Origin of the sequence: Actinoplanes sp. NPDC049668 (genome assembly GCF_044465445.1) — a bacterium.
Classification (GTDB): domain Bacteria; phylum Actinomycetota; class Actinomycetes; order Mycobacteriales; family Micromonosporaceae; genus Actinoplanes.
Genome location: NZ_JBITLR010000005.1, coordinates 258340 through 273363, shown reverse-complemented (window position 1 = coordinate 273363; position 15024 = coordinate 258340). Strand labels below are relative to the sequence as shown.

13 protein-coding genes are annotated in these 15024 nt (G+C 74.1%); 9 read left to right on the top strand and 4 right to left on the bottom strand.

Going from position 1 to position 15024, the window contains the following annotated elements:
* Nucleotides 1–5: 5 nt before the first annotated feature.
* The 7 genes from solA to ACIBSW_RS22380 all read left to right on the top strand — a co-directional run bounded on the left by solA (nt 6) and on the right by ACIBSW_RS22380 (nt 9432).
* Entirely contained in the window at nt 6–1157 is a 1152-nt protein-coding gene (gene solA, locus ACIBSW_RS22410; protein WP_354728471.1) for an N-methyl-L-tryptophan oxidase, read from the top strand.
* Nucleotides 1154–2254, top strand: coding sequence for an aromatic ring-hydroxylating dioxygenase subunit alpha (locus ACIBSW_RS22405; RefSeq protein ID WP_354728473.1), 1101 nt, complete (start codon nt 1154–1156; stop codon nt 2252–2254). Before solA ends, ACIBSW_RS22405 begins: the two co-directional genes overlap by 4 nt.
* 7 nt (nt 2255–2261) lie before the next feature.
* A complete protein-coding gene (locus tag ACIBSW_RS22400) occupies nt 2262–2732 on the top strand; it encodes a DUF309 domain-containing protein (protein WP_354728475.1) in 471 nt (156 codons plus the stop codon).
* A 91-nt stretch (nt 2733–2823) separates the two neighbouring features.
* A complete protein-coding gene (locus tag ACIBSW_RS22395) occupies nt 2824–5022 on the top strand; it encodes an alpha-galactosidase (RefSeq protein ID WP_354728477.1) in 2199 nt (732 codons plus the stop codon).
* A gap of 12 nt (nt 5023–5034) precedes the next feature.
* Complete coding sequence (locus ACIBSW_RS22390; RefSeq protein ID WP_354728479.1) at nt 5035–6909, top strand: hypothetical protein; 1875 nt, start codon at nt 5035–5037, stop codon at nt 6907–6909.
* Nucleotides 6910–6988: 79 nt separating this feature from the next.
* The gene (locus tag ACIBSW_RS22385; protein ID WP_404799425.1) at nt 6989–8638 is read left to right on the top strand and encodes an FAD-binding protein; all 1650 of its coding nucleotides are present in this window, start codon (nt 6989–6991) and stop codon (nt 8636–8638) included.
* Nucleotides 8635–9432, top strand: a complete 798-nt coding sequence (locus ACIBSW_RS22380; RefSeq protein ID WP_354730698.1) for an SDR family oxidoreductase — start codon at nt 8635–8637, stop codon at nt 9430–9432. Before ACIBSW_RS22385 ends, ACIBSW_RS22380 begins: the two co-directional genes overlap by 4 nt.
* Nucleotides 9433–9440: 8 nt before the next feature.
* Here the strand turns inward: ACIBSW_RS22380 and ACIBSW_RS22375 are convergent, their stop codons facing one another.
* Nucleotides 9441–9998 carry a helix-turn-helix domain-containing protein gene (locus tag ACIBSW_RS22375; protein ID WP_354730696.1) on the bottom strand — a complete coding sequence of 186 codons (558 nt, stop codon included), beginning with the start codon at nt 9996–9998 and terminating at the stop codon, nt 9441–9443.
* A 78-nt stretch (nt 9999–10076) separates the two neighbouring features.
* Here ACIBSW_RS22375 and ACIBSW_RS22370 point away from each other — a divergent pair, with 78 nt between their 5' ends.
* A complete protein-coding gene (locus ACIBSW_RS22370; RefSeq protein ID WP_354730694.1) occupies nt 10077–11279 on the top strand; it encodes a glycosyltransferase in 1203 nt (400 codons plus the stop codon).
* A 1-nt stretch (nt 11280) separates the two neighbouring features.
* Here the strand turns inward: ACIBSW_RS22370 and ACIBSW_RS22365 are convergent, their stop codons facing one another.
* Entirely contained in the window at nt 11281–12810 is a 1530-nt protein-coding gene (locus ACIBSW_RS22365; RefSeq protein ID WP_404799424.1) for an AMP-binding protein, read from the bottom strand.
* Between the two features lie 85 nt (nt 12811–12895).
* On the opposite strand from ACIBSW_RS22365, the gene ACIBSW_RS22360 reads away from it, so the two are divergent.
* A complete protein-coding gene (locus tag ACIBSW_RS22360; protein WP_354720970.1) occupies nt 12896–13489 on the top strand; it encodes a helix-turn-helix domain-containing protein in 594 nt (197 codons plus the stop codon).
* A gap of 33 nt (nt 13490–13522) precedes the next feature.
* On the opposite strand, the gene ACIBSW_RS22355 is transcribed toward ACIBSW_RS22360, so the two are convergent.
* Both ACIBSW_RS22355 and ACIBSW_RS22350 read right to left on the bottom strand, forming a co-directional pair.
* Complete coding sequence (locus ACIBSW_RS22355; protein ID WP_354720968.1) at nt 13523–14104, bottom strand: dihydrofolate reductase family protein; 582 nt, start codon at nt 14102–14104, stop codon at nt 13523–13525.
* A 63-nt stretch (nt 14105–14167) separates the two neighbouring features.
* Nucleotides 14168–15007, bottom strand: coding sequence for a helix-turn-helix domain-containing protein (locus ACIBSW_RS22350; protein ID WP_354720966.1), 840 nt, complete (start codon nt 15005–15007; stop codon nt 14168–14170).
* Nucleotides 15008–15024: the final 17 nt, after the last annotated feature.

Sequence of the window (15024 nt, the reverse complement as noted above, 5' to 3'; positions counted from 1 at the left end):
TCCTCGTGGGTGTTTACGACGTCATCGTGGTGGGGCTCGGCGGCATGGGCAGCGCGGCCGCGTACCACCTGGCCGCCCGGGGCGTACGCGTGCTGGGCCTGGAGAAGTTCGGCCCGGCGCACGACCGGGGCGCCAGCCACGGCGGCTCGCGGATCACCCGGCAGTCCTACTTCGAGAGCCCGCACTACGTGCCGCTGCTGCTGCGCTCGTACGAGCTGTTCGACGGCCTGGCCCGGGACTCGGGCCGGGACGTGATCACCCTGACCGGCGGCGTGATGATCGGCCGGCCGGACAGCCTGACCGTCTCCGGCAGCCGGGTCAGCGCCGAGCGCTGGGGCCTGGCGCACGAGATGCTCGACGCCGCCGAGCTGCGGCGCCGCTTCCCCACGCTGAACCCGGAGCCGGACGAGGTCGCCCTGTACGAGGCCAAGGCCGGCTTCGTCCGGCCGGAGGCCACCGTCTCCGCCCACCTCGAGCTGGCCGCCCGCGCCGGCGCCGACCTGCGCTTCGACGAGCCGATGACGAGCTGGACCGGGCTGCCGGGCGGCGGGGTGCGGGTGGTCACCGGCGCCGGCACCTACGAGGCCGGCCGGCTGGTCATCACGCCCGGGCCGTGGGCGCCGCAGCTGCTGGCCGACCTGGGCGTGCCGTTCACCATCGAACGCCAGGTGCAGTACTGGTTCCAGCCCGCCGGCGGGGTCGGGCCGTTCCTGCCCGAGCGGCACCCCATCTACATCTGGGAGGACACCTCCGGCAGCCAGATCTACGGCTTCCCGGCGATCGACGGCCCGGACGGCGGCGCGAAGGTGGCGTTCTTCCGCCGCGGCGTCGTCACCACCCCGGAGACCATCGACCGCGAGGTGCACGACGACGAGATCCGCGCGATGGCGGACCGCACCCGGCGCAACCTGCCCGACCTGCCCGGCGCCTTCCTGCGGGCCAAGACCTGCCTGTACAGCAACACCCCGGACGAGCACTTCGTGATCGCCCAGCACCCGGCGCACGACGCGGTCACCGTCGCGTGCGGCTTCTCCGGGCACGGCTTCAAGTTCGTGCCCGTGGTCGGCGAGATCCTCGCCGACCTGGCCACCGCCGGCACCACCCGCCATCCGATCGAGCTGTTCCACCCGAGCCGCCTGTCCGGGGTGGCGTCGTGACCAGCCTGCTGCCGACGCTGCCGGGCTCCTACTACACCGACCCGGCCGTGTTCGATGCCGAGCAGGAGCGCGTCTTCGAACAGATGTGGTTCTGCGCGGTCCGCGGGGAGGACATCGCCGCCGCCGGCCGTTACCGCACGGTCCGGGTGGGCCGGGAGAGCGTCCTGGTGACCCGCAACGCCGGCGGCGAGGCGCGCGCGTTCCTCAACGTCTGCCGGCACCGCGGCGCGCAGCTCTGCGCCGACGACGAGGGCGCGGTGAAGCGGACCTTCCGCTGCACGTACCACGCCTGGTCCTACGACCTCGACGGCCGGCTGGTCGCGGCGCCGAACCTGGTGAAGATGCCCGACATCGACCGGGTCGAGTACGGCCTGCGCCCGGTGCACGCCCGGGAGTGGCTCGGCTACGTCTGGGTCTGCCTGTCCGCGACGCCGCCGTCGTTCGCCGACACCGTGCAGGGCGCCTGCGTGGAGCGGCTCGGCGATCTCGCGTCCCTCGAGCGCTACGGCATCGAGGCGCTGCGCCTCGGCCGGCGGATCCGCTACGACGTGCGGGCCAACTGGAAGCTCATCATCGAGAACTTCATGGAGTGCTACCACTGCGCCACGATCCACCCCGAGCTGGTGCACGTGCTGCCGGAGTTCGCGGGCGGCTACGCGGCCCAGTACTACGTCGGCCACGGCGCCGAGTTCGGGCCCGGCATCGAGGGCTTCACCGTCGACGGCGGCGCGGGCGTCACCACCATCGCCGGCCTCGCGCAGGAGCAGGACCGGCGCTACTTCGCGGTGACGATCAGGCCGCAGGTCTTCCTCAACCTGGTGCCCGACCACGTGATCCTGCACCGCATGTACCCGCTCGCCCCCGACCGCACGGTGGTCGAGTGCGACTGGCTCTACCTGCCGGAGGTGGTCGAACAGGGCCACGACCTGACCAATTCGGTCGAGCTGTTCGACCGGGTCAACCGGCAGGACTTCGAGGCGTGCGAGCGCTGCCAGCCGGCGATGTCGTCCCGCGCGTACGCTGACGGCGGCGTCCTGGTGCCCAGCGAGCACCACATCGCGGCCTTCCACGAATGGCTGCGCGGCCGCCTGGAATGATGGCCGTATGCCGGGCCCTTCGCGTGACCGTGACGCCGCCGGGCGGCCCCGCAACGCCCGGCCGCGCGACGGCCTCGGGCGCCCGCTGCCGCACGGCGCGCAGGGCGTGCCGACCACCCCGGACGACCTGATCCTGCCGCCCGCCGAGGCGCTGCGGGAGGCCGAGCGGCTGCTCGCGGCCGGGCGGCCGTTCCACGCGCACGAGGTGCTCGAGGCCGCCTGGAAGGCCGCGCCGGGACCCGAGCGCGATCTCTGGCAGGGCCTGGCCCAGCTCTGCGTCGGCCTCACCCACGCGCGGCGGGGCAACAGCACCGGCGCGGCCCGCCTGCTGCTGCGGGCCGCGGACCGGATCGAGCCGTACGCCGCGACGCCGCCGTACGGGGTCCGCGTCGCCGCGCTGACCGCCTGGGCCCGCGGGCTGGCCGCCGGCGCCGACGGGCCGGGCGCGGACGTCGCCGCGCCGAGCCTGACCGCCTGATCGGGTGACACCGGGCGGCCTTGACACCCGCAGGCCGCGAACCCACAGTTGATTTGATCGATTTAGCACCCTTCGACGTCGGGGGTACCGGATGCTGCTCGGCGCCGAGGGTTCGGTCGTCGCCCTGACGTCCGCGGGCGTGACCGTCCTGGTCGACGCGAGCGCGGGCCGGCTGCCGGCGATCCTCTACTGGGGCCCGGAGCTGGCCGGCCTCGACGCGGCGCAGGCCGAGGATCTCGCCGCGGCCGCCGTGCCCGTCGCCGGCTCCAACGACCCGGAGCCGCGGCCGCGGATCGCCCTGCTGCCGGAGCACCGCACCGGCTGGACCGGCCGCCCCGGCCTCAGCGGCTCGTTCGCCGGCGCCGGCTGGTCGCCCGCCTTCCGCTCCACCTCCGTCACCGTCGACGGCGAACCGGTCTGCGGCTTCTTCGCCGGCGGCGCCGCCGGGCTCGAGGTCCGCGCGGTGGACGACGCGGCCCGCCTGGAGCTGCGCGTCGTGCTCGAACTGCTCCCGGCCGGCCTGCTGCGGGCCCGGGCGGCGGTCCGCAACCTCACCGACGAGGCGTACGCGGTCGACGACCTGGTGCTCGCCTTCCCGGTGCCGCCCGACGCCGCCGAGCTGCTCGACTTCACCGGCCGGCACAACCAGGAGCGGGTGCCCCAGCGCGGCCCGTTCCCGGCCGGCACCCACCTGCGGGAGAACCGCAGGGGCCGCACCGGCGCGGACGGCGCGCACCTGCTGCACGCCGGAACGGCCGGATTCGGCTTCGGCGCGGGCCGGGTCTGGGCGGTGCACACCGCGTGGAGCGGCAACCACACCCACTACGCCGAGCGGGTGCACACCGGCGAGCGCCTCCTCGGCGGCGGCGAGCTGCTCCTGCCCGGCGAGGTCCGGCTGGCCTTCGGCGAGAGCTACCAGAGCCCCTGGGTGTACGCCGCGTACGGCGACGGCCTCGACGAGATCGCCCGGCGCTTCCACCGCCACCTGCGCGCCCGCGACCCGCGGGTCTCCGCCGCCCGCCCGGTCACCCTCAACGTGTGGGAGGCCGTCTACTTCGACCACGACGCCGGCCGGCTGATCGACCTGGCCGAGCGGGCCGCGGCCGCCGGGGTCGAGCGCTACGTGCTGGACGACGGCTGGTTCGGCTCGCGCCGCGACGACACGTCCGGTCTCGGCGACTGGGTGGTCTCCCCCGACGTCTGGCCGGCCGGCCTGCACCCGCTGGTCGACCGGGTCCGCGCCCTCGGCATGCAGTTCGGGCTCTGGTTCGAGCCGGAGATGGTCAGCCCGGACTCGGACCTGGCCCGGGCGCACCCCGAATGGATCATGGCGGCGGGCCCGGAGCCGCCGCTCGAGTCCCGCAACCAGCAGGTGCTCAACCTCGGCATCCCGGAGGCGTACGAGCACGTCAAGGCGCGGATCCTCGCCGTGCTCGGCGAGTACGCCATCGGCTACCTGAAGTGGGACCACAACCGGGACCTGATCGAGGCCGGCACCCGGACCGACCGCGGCCGCCCCGGCGTGCACGCGCAGACCCTGGCCTTCTACCGGCTGCTGGACGAGATCCGCGCCGCGCACCCCGGGTGCGAGATCGAGTCGTGCTCCTCCGGCGGCGGCCGGGTCGACCTCGGCGTACTGGAGCGCGCCGACCGGATCTGGGTCTCCGACAACAGCGACCCGCACGACCGGCAGCGGATGCTGCGCTGGACCGCCCAACTCGTCGCGCCCGAGTACCTCGGCGCGCACATCGCGTCGGGCCGCTCGCACGTCACCGGCCGCCGGCACGACCTCGGCTTCCGGGCCGCCACCGCGGTCTTCGGCCACCTCGGCATCGAATGGGACCTCGCCGAGGCAACCCCGGAAGAGGCGGCCGAGCTGCGCGAATGGATAGCCTTCTACCGCCGCCGCCGGGATCTGCTGCTCGACGGCGACATCGTACGGCTGGACGGCTACGACAACCGCATCCTGGTGCACGGGGTCGTCGCTCCGGACCGGTCCCGCGCACTGTTCGCGATGGTGATCACGGACAGCGTCACCCCCGATCCGGCCGTACGGCTGCGGTTGCGCGGCCTCGACCCCGACCGCCGGTACCGGATCCGGCCGCTGCTGATCGGCCCGGGCCCGTCCGGGCTGATACCGCCGCCCTGGTGGGGCGAGGACCGCGACGGCCGGGTCCTCAGCGGTGCCGCGCTGGAGCTGGCCGGCGTGGCGTGCCCGCGGATCCACCCCGACCAGGCGGTCCTCTACGACGTTGTCGCCGAGGCGACAGCCCCGGCCGGCGCCGGGTAGGACAGTAGCGTCATGCAGGCACTACGCACGGTGAGCGGCACCTACCGGGGCTCCGAGGCGAGCGAGCCCGACCGGATCGTCGAGCTCCGGGTCGACGTGGACGGCCACCGCCCGCAGCACCGGGTCAGCGGCGACGTCTACCTGCGCACCGCGCCGTTCGGGGTGGAGCAGCTCAGCTACGTCGAGTCGTTCGTGGTCGACCGGCCGGAGGTCGGCGGCGACGAGCGCTGGATGACGATCGGCGGCAAGGTCTCCGGGCACGCGGACCAGTCCCTGGTGATCTACCTGCCGCGGGTGCCGGCGGGCTCCGCCCAACCCGCGATCAGCGTGAACTGGCTGTACGACGGCTCGGTGGTCGCCACGTTCGCCTGCCCGAAGACCTCCGAGTTCTTCCGCACCGCGACCATCGAGCTGGACTGCTACCAGGGCAGCACCGTCCCCGCCGAGCTCGACCCGGCGATCGACCCCTCGCCGGCCGGCCTGTCCGGCCCGGTCAGCCCGCGCTCGGCGTTCGCCGACGCCGGCATCGACATGCGGGTCGAGCTCGACGACGTGCTGGTCGATCCCGACGGCCCGGACCCCGGCACCGACTGGGACGGCGCGGAGCTGCACGACCTCATGGAGGCCCGGTTCGACAGCTTCGCCAACCGGCCGCAGTGGCGGCTGTACAGCGTCGTGGTCCCGCGCATCACCAGCTTCAGCCCCGGCTTCCTCATCTTCGGGGTGATGTTCGACTGGGGCCTCGAGCAGCCCGGCGACACCAGCTTCCGCCAGGGATGCGCCCTGGCCGGCGAGTCGCTGCGCGGCTACGAGTCGGGCATGCTCTACGACACACCGGCCAAGAAGGACCGCCTCTTCCTGCAGAACTTCGTCCACGAGGTCGGCCACGCGTGGAACCTGCCGCACACCTGGCAGCGCACCGCCCGCCCGGACCGCGCGTCGACCTCGTTCATGAACTACCCGCAGAACTACACCGGCGGCGCCACCGGCTCGGCCGCGTTCTGGTCCGCCTTCCGCTGGACGTTCGACGATGTCGAGATCGCCTGGATGCGCCACGCCGGCCTGACCGACGTGATCTTCGGCGGCAGCGACTTCATCCTGGGCAACCTGAGCCGCATCCCGCCCGCGGCCGCGACCCCGGTGCGGATCGCGCTGACCGGCCCGCCCATCGTCGAGGCCGCCGAGCCGGTGTACGTCACGCTCACCGTCACGAACGACACCGCCGGGCCGATCGGGCTGCCCGGCGACCTCTCGCCGGAGGCCGGCACGGTCCGGATCCAGCTGCGCCGCCCGGACGGCGTCCTGGTCGAGCACCGGCCGCCGCTGCGCCGCCTGATCGCGCCCGGCGGCACGGCCACCCTCCAGCCCGGCGAGAGCCGCGCCGTGTCGATCCCGCTGTCGTTCACGGCGACCGGCCCGGCGTTCCCGCTCGCCGGCGAGTACCGGATCGTCGCGGCGATCGAGCCCACGCCGGACGTGCTGCTGGCCTCGAACGGCCTGCGGCTGCGGGTCCGCCACCCGGCCGACGCCGAGGCCGAGGAGCTGGCCGCCGTCGTCACCCGCCCCGACGTGGCCCGCTTCCTGTACTACGGCGGATCCGCGCGCCACCCCGGCCTGGCGGACGAGCTGAGCGAGGTGGCCGACCGGTACGAGAAGACCAGCCCGGCGACGGCCCGGCACCTGTCGGCCGCGCTGGGCCGCCACCACGCCCGCCGGGCGAAGTACCTCACGTTCGCCGCGGGCCGCCCGGTGGTCACCGCCCGGGAACCCGACCTGGACGCCGCCGTCCGCAACCTGGAACGCGCCGTCGCCCCGGCACCCCGCCGCGTCTTCGACGACCCGACCCTGGCCACCCTCACCGGCCACCTGCTCGACGCCCGCGGATAGGTATTGCGTTCGCCCGGCCCGCAGGGCATCCTTCACCTTCATCCGGACAGTCGTGTCCGGTTGGTGAGGGGGCGGGGCCATGGTGGACTTCGACAGGGAGGTCGACGTCCTGGTCGTCGGCACCGGCGCGGCCGGGTTCGCCACGGCGCTCGGCGCGGTCGACGACGGCCTCTCGGTCCTGATGGTGGAGAGCACCGGCCGGTGGGGCGGCAACAGCGCCAAGTCCGGCGGCGGGATGTGGCTGCCCGACAACCCGCTGATGCGGGCCGACCGCGTCGGCGACTCGCGCGAGGAGGCCCTCGCCTACCTGGCGGCGACCGTCGGCACCGAGGGCCGGGCCGCCGGCCGCGAGCGCCAGGAGGCCTTCGTCGACGGGGTGGCCGACTTCGTCGACACGGCCCGCCGGCACGGCATGACGTTCGTCCGCGCGCCCGAGTACGCCGACTACTACCCGGAGCGCCCGGGCGGCAAGGTCGGCCGGGGCGTCGAGCACACCCCGTTCGACGTACGCCGGATCGGCGCCTGGTGGAAGACCTCGCAGGCACCGGCGGCGCTGCCCATCCTCACCGACGACGTCTGGCTGCTCGGCCGCGCCTGGTCGACGCCGAGCGGGTTCCGCCGCGGCGCGCGGCTGGTGCTCCGCGCCCTCGCGGGCCTGCTCACCGGCAAGAAGCTGGCCGGCATCGGGGCGGGCCTGACCGCCTCGTTCCTGCGCACGGTGGTGATCGACAACAACACCGAGCTGTGGCTGAACTCCCCGCTCGAGGAGCTCGTCGTCCAGGACGGCCGCGTCGTCGGCGCCCGGATCGCGCACGACGGCCGCACGTGCGCGATCCGGGCGCGCCGGGGCGTGATGCTCGCCGGCGGCGGGTTCGACGCCAACAAGGAGCTGCGCCGCAAGCACCACGGCATCGACGGCAACCCGTCCGGCGCGCCGGGCAACCTCGGCCGCCCGATCGAGATCGCGATGGCCGCCGGCGCCGCCGTGGAGCTCATGGACGACGCGTGGTGGGGCGCCTCGGTCGCGCCGACGTCGATCTCCGAGCCGGCGTTCCTCGTCGGCGAGCGGTCCTTCCCGTACACGGTCATCGTCGACGAGCGGGGAGACCGCTTCGCGAACGAGTCCGAGTCCTACGTGGACCTCGGCCATCACATGCTCGAACACGGGCGCCTCGGCACGTACTGGATGATCAGCGACCGTCGGCACGCCCGCCGCTACCTGCGCTCCTACGCGATGGACCCGAAGGTCGGCAAGGCCATGCGGCGCGAGGGCGTCATGTTCCAGGCGCCGACGCCGGCCGAGCTGGCCGCCGCGATCGGCGTCGACCCCGGCCGCCTCACGGCGACGCTCGGGCGGTTCAACGGGTTCGCCCGGGCGGGCGTCGACGGCGACTTCGGCCGCGGCAACTCCGCGTACGACCGCTACTACAGCGACCCGCTGGTGCGCCCGAACCCGAACCTCGGTCCGCTGGAGAAGGGGCCGTTCACCGCGGTGAAGATCGTCATCGGCGACCTCGGCACCAAGGGCGGCGTGGTCACCGACGGCGACGGCCGGGCCCTGCGCGACGACGGCTCGGTGATCGAGGGCCTCTACGCCGCCGGCAACAACTCGGCCGCCGTCATGGGCCGCACGTACCCCGGGCCCGGCTCCACCATCGGCCCGGCCGTCGTGTTCGGGCTGCGCGCCGCCCGCCACATGGCCCGCACTGCCGCCGAGGACGTCTCGTGAAGCTGACCGGCAAGGTCTTCGCCGTCACCGGCGGCGGCAACGGCATCGGCGGTCAGGTGGTCCTCGGGCTCCTCGCCGGCGGCGCGCGGGTCGCGGCGCTCGACCTCGACGCGGTCGCCCTCGCGGAGATCGCCCGGCAGGCCGGCGCCGGCGACCGGCTGACCACCCACGTCGTCGACATCACCGACCGGCCGGCGGTCCTCGCCCTGCCCGACGCGGTCGTCGCGGCGCACGGGCAGGTCGACGGGCTGATCAACGTCGCCGGGATCGTCCACGACTTCAAGCCGGTCAGCCGGCTCGCGTTCGAGGACATCGAGCGCGTCATGGCGGTCAACTTCTGGGGCACCGTCAACACCAGCAAGGCGTTCCTCCCGGTGCTGGCGGCCCGGCCCGAGTCGGCCCTGGTGAACGTCTCCAGCATGGGTTCGCTCGTGCCGTTCCCCGGCCAGAGCGCCTACGGCGCCAGCAAGGCCGCCGTGAAACTGTTCACCGAGGGCCTGATCGCCGAGCACCAGGGCGCGCAGCCCCGGGTCAGCATCGTCTTCCCCGGCGGCATCGCCACCGCCATCCTGGCCAACTCCGGCGTCACCCGGGCGGGCGCGGACGACCCGGCGGCCGCCGCGAGGCTGACCTCGCCGCAGGAGGCCGCCCGCCAGATCATCGACGCCGTCGTCACCGGCCGCACCCGGGTGACCATCGGCCGGGACGCCTGGCTGCTCGACCGGCTCGCGCGCCTGATGCCCGTGCGCGCCATCCCGATGATCGCCGCCAAGATGCGCGACCTCACCCGGTAGCGCGCGGGCTACGGCCGCAGCGCGCGGTCGAGCAGCAGCCAGGCCGCCTCGGCGGTCGCGCGGCGCTCGGCCTCGGCGACCTTCGCGACCAGCGAGGCGATCAGGCCCACCGCCAGCATCACCTCGTCGACGGTCACCTCCGGTCGCAGCACACCCGTCCGGCGGGCCCCGTCGACCGCGCCCGCGAGCGCCGAGCGCACCCGGTCGTGGATCTCCTGGAGCCTGGGGTCGCCGCGGTCGGCGCCGGTGACGATGTCGACGAACGCCACCGAGTCGATCATCTGCCGGGTGAGGACCGCGAACAGGTCGTCGAGGCCGCGGCCCGGGTCGGCGGCGAGCGCCTCGATCTCGGCGACGTTCGCGTCGAACGCGGCGAGGGCCAGGCTCACCCGGTCCGGGAAGTGCCGGTACAGCACGCCCTGGCCGACGCCCGCCCGTTTGGCGACCGCGTTGAGCGGCGCGCCGATGCCCTGCTCCGCGAAGACCTCGGTTGCGGCGGCGACGATCGCCAGCCGGTTCTCCCGCGCCGCGCCCGGCCCACGATTGGCGCGCGGAGAGGCGGTCATGCCCACACAGTAAGGGGTTGTGTGCGGTTCCAGCGCGCCTCGGCGCAGGATAGGTGGTCGAGACCACGAGGTGATCCGATGCGGATTCTGATCGTGACGGCGGGTACGCGGGGCGACGTCGCGCCGTTCACCGGCCTGGGCGCAAGGCTGCGGCAGGCGGGCCACCGGGTGGCGCTGGCGGCGCACGGCCGGTTCGCCGCTCTCGTGCGCGACTGCGGGCTGGAGTACCGGGAGCTGCCCGGCGACCCGGTCGAGCTCACCCGCGCCCGGACGGCCGCGCCGTCGCCGGAGTCCGCCCGGTCGGTCTTCGCCGCGTTCCTCGACGAGCTGGGCGACGGCGTCCTGAGCGCCGCGGCCGCCGGCACCGACGTCCTGCTCACCGCGTTCGGCCCGGCCCCGCTGAGCCGGCTCGTCGCCGAGGGCCTCGGCATCCCCAGCGCCGGCGTCTATCTCGCACCGGGGGTACCGACCCGCGAGTTCCCGCCGCCCGGCTGGCCCGACGCCGAGCAGCTGTCGCCGGACGACAACCTCACCGCCGGCCGCACCGTGCTCGCCCGGACCGGCTCCCTCTACGCCGACGTCCTGCGGCGCCTGCGCACCCGTCTCGACCTGCCGAGTCGCGCCGCGGCGGACCCGCCGGACGACTGGCCGGTCTGCCACGGCTTCAGCCCGGCGGTGGTTCCCCGCCCGGCCGACTGGCCCGCGAACGTGCACGTGACCGGCTACTGGTGGCCGGCCGGGCCGCCGCAATGGCGGCCCTCGGATCCGCTGGTCGACTTCCTCCAGGCCGGGCCTCCCCCGGTGTTCATCGGGTTCGGCAGCATGACCGCGGATCACGAGCGACTCCAGGAGGTCGTCACGGACGCCGTGCGACGGGCCGGCGTCCGCGCCGTCGTCCAGTCCGGCTGGGCCGGACTCGCGCCCGCCGGCGACGACATCCTGCCGGTCGGCGAGGTGCCACACGACTGGCTGTTTCCCCGTACGGCCGCGGTGGTCCACCACGCCGGGGCGGGCACCACCGCCGCCGGCCTGCGCGCGGGGGTGCCGGCGGTCACCGTGCCGGTCCTGGTCGACCAGCCGTTCTGGGCGGCCAGGCTGCACCGCCTCGGCGTCTCGCCGCGCCCGGTGCCGATGCGGGAGCTGACCGCCGGCGCTCTGGCGGACGCGCTGCGGGCCTGCCTGGACCGATCGGCATACCGCGACCGCGCCAAGGACCTCGCCCGCCGGGTCCGCGCCGAGGACGGCGCCGCCGCCGTGCTCTCGGTGATCACCCGGCGGTGACTCAGCGCAGCATTCGGCGCAGGAGCTTGCCCGAGGGGGTGCGGGGCAGTTCGCGGACCACGGTCAGTTCGGCGAGGCGCTTGTAGCCGGCCGTGCGCCGCGCCAGCCACTCGATGACCGCCGCAGCGTCGATCGGACCGGCGGCCACCACGTGGGCCACCGGCACCTCGCCGTGCCGTTCGTCGGGGCGGCCGGTCACCGCGGCGTCCGCGATCGACGGATGGGTGAGCAGCAGCGCCTCGAGCTCCGCCGGCGACACCTGATAGCCGTCGACCTTGATGATCTCCTTGAGCCGGTCGACGATGACGACGCTGCCGGCCGGATCGAGGCGGCCGAGGTCCCCGGTGCGCAGCCAGCCGTCCGGGTCGACCGCCTCCGCCGTGGCCGACGGCAGATCGAGGTATCCGGCCATCACCTGCGGGCCGCGGACCAGCAGCTCGCCGGTCTCCCCGGGCCCGCACGCGCGGCCGCTCTCCGGGTCGACCACGGTCAGCTCGGTGTTCGGCAGGAGCCGGCCGACGGTGCCGGGCGGTGCCGGGTCGGACCGGTCGGGAACGCAGACGCCCGCGGTCGTCTCGGTCAGGCCCCAGCCCTGCGCGACGGCGCAGGCGGGCAGCCGGGCCGCGACGGCCCGGTGCACCGCGACGGGCAGCGGGGCGCCGCCGACGGCGAGCAGCTCCAGCGAGGACAGGTCCCGCCCGGCGACGGCCGGATGGTGGGCGAGGAAGGCGGCGACCGGCGGCGGCACCGCGGTCACGGTGACCCGGTGCCGCTCGATGAGGCCGAGCACCGTCGCGGGTTCGAAGCCCGCAACGGTGACGACGGTGGCGCCGGCGGCCAGCGGCACGAGGAGGGTGACGATGCCGCCCAGGACATGGAAGAACGGTGCCAGCGCCAGGACCGTGTCCCGCTCGCCGATCCGCATCACCGCCCGCACCTGCCGGACCATCGTCACCAGGTTGGTGTGGGTCAGCAGCACGCCCTTGGGCAGGCCGGTGGTCCCGCTCGAATACGGCAGCAGGGCCACCGCGCCCGGGTCGGTCGCGGCCGGTGGCGCCGGATCGTCGCAGGCCAGCACCGTACGCAGGGCGACGGCCCGGCCATCGTCGCCGAGCGTCACGACGTGCCGGATCCCCGGCATGGCGGCCGCCGCCTCGCTCAGCGCCGGGGTGGTGACGACGACCCCGGCGCCCGCGTCCGCGACCTGCGTCGCGGCCTCCCCGGCCGTCCAGGCCGGGTTCATCGCGGTCACCCGGGCGCCCAGCCGCATGGCCGCCAGCGCGCAGGCCGCCCACGGTGGGGTGTTCGGCGCCCAGATCGCGACGGTGTGCCCGGGCCCGACGCCCCGCCCGGCGAGCCACGCGCTGATCCGCAGGACGCGGCGCCCGAGCTCGGCGTAGCTCACCGAGGCGCCCGACGGCCCGTCGATCAGGGCGGTGTGCTCGCCGCGGCGCTCGATGGCGGACTCCACCATCGCCGGCAGGGTGGTGCCGCCGACGGGCACCTCGGGGTAGCCGCTGCGCCAGATCATCGTGGCACCTCCCGCCACATCGCTTGACACGTGTCAAGTAGACTCTTCGCCTTGACACGTGTCAAGCAGAGACGAGGATGAACGCATGGCCGACGAACCGACCCGGGAACGCGTGCTGTCCGCCGCCTGGCGACTCGCACACGAGCGCGGCTCGGTCCGATTCACGCTGTCCGAGGTGGCCTCCCGCGCCGGCATCTCCCGCCAGGCGCTGTACCTGCATTTCGACAACCGGGCCGGCCTGCTCGTCGCGATGGCCCGTCGCATCGACCACAGCTCCGGCTTCGTACGCCGGATCGCCGCGACCGGCGACCAGCCGCCCCTGCCCGCCCTGCTCCAGGTGCTGCGCCTCTGGCACGAGCACCTGGCCGAGATCCTGCCGGTCGCCCGGGCCCTCGAGGCGGCCGCCCTGACCGCCGAGGACGGCGCCGAGGCCCTCCACGACCGCATGCGCGCCTGGCACGAGACGCTCCACATCCGCATCGACGCCCTCGCCGGCGCCGGGCTGCTCCGCCCGGAGTGGACGGTCGACCGCGCCACCGACTGGGTCTGGGCCCGCACCCAGCCCGTCGTCTACGAGTACCTGGTCGGCCGGTCCGGCTGGACGCCGGAGGCGATGACCGAACAGACGATCCGCTCGGTGGTCGCCGACCTCACCGTCCCGGCCCGTGGAGATGCGTAACGCAGCGGTCTTCTTCGCGTACCACTCAGTCGGTCAGCGGCGCACCCGATAGCGCAGGTGAAGCACCCGGTTGCCCTGAACGACCACGTCCGGGCCGTCCAGCAGGTGCTGCGCGTCGACGGACCCGAAGTAGCGCTTGCCGGACCCGAGGACGACGGGTGCGACGTCCATGCGTACCTCGTCGACCCAGCCCGCGGCGAGCGCCTGGCCGCCGACGTCGCCGGCGGCGAACTCGACGGTGCGGTCACCCGCAAGCTCCCGCGCCTTGGCCACGGCCGCCTCGATGCCGTCGACGAAGTGGAACGGCGCCTGGGGGTCCCAGCCCTCCGGCGCACCACGGTGACTCACCACGACCACATGGTCGATCCCGCTCGGAGGCGTCCCATCCCAGCCGTCGGTGATGTCGAAGGAGTGACGGCCGGCAATGGTCACCCCGATCTCGTCCCAGTACGGCCGGACGTAGTCGAACGAGGCCTGCGACACCTTCAGAACGCCACTGCCGTCCAACGGCACGTCACCGCTGACCAGCCACTCGAAGATCGGACCGGGATCGTCGTTCTCGGCCGCGATGTAACCGTCCACCGAAACCGACGCGTTCATGACCACTTTCCCCATGGATTCCTCCTCTGTTCGGAGTCTGCAGTCTGGTGCGGCGTGAGCTGGCGCTCTTGTACGAAATCAATCGGCCGGGAGCGGCCAGCCGTCCAGGACGTGGTCGGGATGATCGCGCAGGAATCGCCGCCGGACCTCGGCGTACCGGGTCGGAGTGAGCCCGGTGAACTCCCGGAACTCGCGCACGAAGTGGGCCTGGTCGAAGTAGCCCGCGCCGGCGGCGACCTCTCCCCAGTCGATCGGTGCGGCGACGTCGAGCGCCAACACGGCGGAGCTGAAGCGGTAGCTGCGGGCCAGCCGCTTCGGCGTGACACCGACTACGGCCTTGAACCGCTTCGCCAGATACGTGCTGCTGGCGCGGGCCGCCACACCGATGTCGCTGATCGGCACCGTCCCGCCTGTCGCCGCGACGGCGCTGCTCAATTCGCGGACCAGGTCAAGACCGTCGATCACCCGCAGCCGTCGCGCCAGTTCCTCCTCGAGCAACGTCAGCATTTCGTGCGGTGCGGCCGCCGAGGTCAGTCGGTGTCGCAATTCGGCGATGGCGGGCCGGCCCCAGATCTGCTCCGCCGTCGCGGGTCGGTCGCACAGATCGGCCGCGGGCATCGGAAGGAACGGTGCCAGGCCCCACGGCCTGAAGTGGACGCCCACGGACCGGGTCGGGGTCGGGTAGCTGAACTCCCACGCACGCGTGGGCGTGGTGACCGCGCAGCCGTCGGCGTACTCCACGGCGTCCACGTCCGTGCCGGCGCGGATGAGAAACGGCGCCCCGAGGTTGACGATGAGCAACGGCGCGGGCGCCGCCGGCAGCATCAAACGGGAGTACGGCGGGGTGCCCTCCAGGTAGTAGAGGTCGTCGATCAGCCCGTCCAGCGGCGGACCGGGCACCCTGGATACATACTCCACGCCGACATCATCGCCGA

What these genes read in the sequence shown, in the direction of transcription:
- ACIBSW_RS22400 (WP_354728475.1), top strand. Translation starts at nt 2,262, where the DNA reads ATGCCGGGCCCTTCGCGTGACCGTGACGCCGCCGGGCGGCCCCGCAAC.
- ACIBSW_RS22395 (WP_354728477.1), top strand. Translation starts at nt 2,824, where the DNA reads ATGCTGCTCGGCGCCGAGGGTTCGGTCGTCGCCCTGACGTCCGCGGGC.
- ACIBSW_RS22390 (WP_354728479.1), top strand. Translation starts at nt 5,035, where the DNA reads ATGCAGGCACTACGCACGGTGAGCGGCACCTACCGGGGCTCCGAGGCG.
- ACIBSW_RS22385 (WP_404799425.1), top strand. Translation starts at nt 6,989, where the DNA reads ATGGTGGACTTCGACAGGGAGGTCGACGTCCTGGTCGTCGGCACCGGC.
- ACIBSW_RS22375 (WP_354730696.1), bottom strand. Translation starts at nt 9,998, where the DNA reads ATGACCGCCTCTCCGCGCGCCAATCGTGGGCCGGGCGCGGCGCGGGAG.
- ACIBSW_RS22370 (WP_354730694.1), top strand. Translation starts at nt 10,077, where the DNA reads ATGCGGATTCTGATCGTGACGGCGGGTACGCGGGGCGACGTCGCGCCG.
- ACIBSW_RS22365 (WP_404799424.1), bottom strand. Translation starts at nt 12,810, where the DNA reads ATGATCTGGCGCAGCGGCTACCCCGAGGTGCCCGTCGGCGGCACCACC.
- ACIBSW_RS22360 (WP_354720970.1), top strand. Translation starts at nt 12,896, where the DNA reads ATGGCCGACGAACCGACCCGGGAACGCGTGCTGTCCGCCGCCTGGCGA.
- ACIBSW_RS22355 (WP_354720968.1), bottom strand. Translation starts at nt 14,104, where the DNA reads ATGGGGAAAGTGGTCATGAACGCGTCGGTTTCGGTGGACGGTTACATC.